The following is a 2,880-nucleotide window of genomic DNA, read 5'->3' as shown; positions in this document are numbered from 1 at the left end:
GGACATTTCGGCGGTCCGCATCACCACCGGCGGCGCCGACGTCATTCTCGGCTGCGACATGATCGTCTCGGCCGGCCCCTCCGCCCTCAGCCGCGCCGAGCGGGGGGTGACCAAGGCCTTCATCAATGCCGACCTGCAGCCGACCGCGAGCTTCGTGCAAAACCCCGATCTCGATTTCGAGATGGGCACGATGCAGACCGTGCTGCGCGACGCCGTCGGCGACAAGAACCTCGACATCATCGACGCCACAGGCATCGCCTCAGCCCTGATGGGCGACTCGATCGCGACCAATCCCTTCATGCTCGGCTTCGCCTTCCAGAAGGGCGCGATCCCGCTGTCGCTGGGGGCCCTGCTCCGCGCCATCGAGATCAACGGCGCCGCGATCGAGATGAACAAGCTCGCCTTCACCTGGGGGCGCCTGGCCGCCCACGACATGTCCCGAGTGCGCAGCGTGCTCCAGTTCAAGAGCCGGACCTCCGCCCCACCCAAGTCGCTCGACGATATCATCGCGACCCGCGCGGAATTCCTGACCGGCTATCAGGACAAGGCGTATGCCGACCGCTACCTCGCAGCCGTCGCCAGGGTGCGCAAGGCGGAGAGCGCGGCCTCGCCCGCGTCCACGGAGCTGACCGAGGCCGTGGCCAAGAACCTGTTCAAGCTGATGTCCTACAAGGACGAGTACGAGGTTGCGCGGCTCTATACCGACGGCAGCTTTGCCAAGAAGGTGTCGGAGAAGTTCGACGGGGACTTCACGCTGAAGTTCTACCTCGCCCCGCCGATCTTCGCGCAGCGCGACAAGACGACCGGGCATCTCCAGAAGAAGGAATTCGGCGGCTGGATGATCCACGCTTTCCGCGTGCTGGCCAGGCTCAAGTTCCTGCGCGGTGGCGCGTTCGATCCGTTCGGCCGCACCGAGGAGCGCAGGACCGAGCGGAAGCTGATCGAGGATTATCTGGCGATGATCGACCAGCGGATCGCCGGGCTGAACGCGGCGCAGATCCCGCTGCTGGCACGGCTCGCGCGCGTGCCCGAGACGATCCGCGGCTTCGGCCACGTCAAGGAAGGCAATATCAAGCAGGCGATGGTCGAGACAGCGCGGCTGGAAGCGGAGCTGGAGAATAGCCGGTTTGCGGCCGCGGCGGAGTAGAGGTCAGGAAGGCGAAAGCCTATCCTCGTCATTGCGAGGAGCCCTTGCGACGAAGCAATCCAGAGTCCCTCCGCGGAGGCAGCCTGGATTGCTTCGCTGCGCTCGCAATGACGGAGAATATGGGACGCGCGCGCCACACACGCGGCGTCATCGCCCGCGAAGGCGGGCGATCCAGTACGCCGCGGCGGTTGTTGTCCATCTCGCTGCCTCTGGAATACTGGATGCCCCGCCTTTGCGGGGCATGACAGCGGTGGAGACGGCTAGACCGAGGTCGTGGCGACGCTTGGTGCCAGCGCCGTCAACCCACCCTCCGCCAGATGCCGCCCCGCGATATACCCGAACGTCAGCGCCGGCCCGAGCGCGATCCCTGCACTCGGATAGTTGCCGTTCATGATCGAGCCCATGTCGTTGCCGCACGCATAGAGCCCCGCAATCGGCGTGCCGTCGCCCCGCAGCACGCGGGCCTGGGCATCGACCTTCATGCCGATCGCCGTGCCGAGATCGGCCGGATAGATCCTTAGCGCGAAGAACGGCGCGCGAAGGATCGGCGCGACGCAGGGGTTCGGCTTGTGCGCGGGATCGCCGAGGTGACGCTGGTAGATCGTGCTCCCCCGGCCGAATTCGGGATCGCGCCCCTCCTTTGCTCCGGTGTTGTAGCTCGCGACCGTCGCGGCGAGCACGGATGGCTTGATGCCGATCTTGGCCGCAAGCTGCGCGATCTCGGGAGCCTCGATCAACTCACCGCTCGCCACATAGCGCCGAACGTTGAGGGTAAACGGCTTGATGCGGCCGAGGCCATAGCGCCACAAAAACTGACGATCGCAGATCAGGTAGAACGGCCGATCGGGCTCGCCATGGCCGTCGCGCAGCATGGCGAGCACGAACTCGTGGTAGGACAGCGCCTCGTTGACGAAGCGCCGGCCCGCAGCGTTGACGGCGATCACCCCGGGCTTGGCGCGATCGGTCACCATGTGCGGAAAGACGCCACGGCTGCCGTCCGCACGCCGGAACAGCGAGGCCGGCGCCCAATAGGCCGGGCTTGTCGCCTCCGTATTGAGCGCAGCCCCGGCCGTCGCCGCGAGCCGAATCCCGTCGCCTGTGCCTGATGGACTGCTCGCCGAGACAAATCCGGCCGCAGGCGGGAAGAACCGCTTACGCAAAGCGGCATCGTGCGAAAAGCCGCCGGCCGCCAGCACCACCCCGCGGCGCGCCGCGATCGCACGGTCGCGGGAGCCGTGACGGATCACCACACCGCTGACGTGGTCGCCCTGCATCGACAAATCCTCGACATCCGCGCTGAAGAGGATCTCGACCTGACGCGCCAGCAGCGAGGCGTAGAGCCGCGCAGCGAGCGCGTTGCCGAGATGCAGCGTCGTCCCGCGCGGGCTGCGCAGCCGCTCCAACATGTATTCCGAGATCAGCCGCGCCGCGCGCAGGGTCGAACGCAGCGGCTTGCCGATCCGGCGCAGATGCGGAATGTCGAGAGGATTGACCATCATGCCGCCGAACAGCGTGAACTCCGGCAGCGGCGGCCGCAATCGCACGAAAGCCCGGCCCAGCCGCGTGCCATCGAAAGCCACGGGCTCGAGCACGCGCCCGCCTGATGTCGCGCCCAGCCGTTCCGGATAATAGTCGGGATAGGCCTTCACCGGCTGGAGGCGCACTTCCGTGTTGGCTTCGAGCCAGGCGACCGCCTCTGGTCCGCGAGCCAGGAAGGCGGCGCGCAGGCCGGC

General features: G+C 67.0%; 2 protein-coding genes. One reads left to right on the top strand and one right to left on the bottom strand.

The genetic code is table 11. The features are described from left to right. On the top strand, positions 1 to 1,147 hold a 1,147-nt coding region (locus tag AC1D00_RS34655; RefSeq protein ID WP_477013781.1), incomplete at its 5' end, for a DUF6537 domain-containing protein. A gap of 260 nt (positions 1,148 to 1,407) precedes the next feature. Here the strand turns inward: AC1D00_RS34655 and AC1D00_RS34650 are convergent. Next, on the bottom strand, positions 1,408 to 2,880 hold a 1,473-nt coding region (locus AC1D00_RS34650), incomplete at its 5' end, for an FAD-binding protein (protein ID WP_477013780.1).

The sequence above is a fragment of the Bradyrhizobium sp. P2_E8 genome (assembly GCF_056403875.1).
The sequence above is the reverse complement of the archived record's forward strand: the minus strand, read 5'-3'. Positions and strand labels throughout refer to the sequence as shown.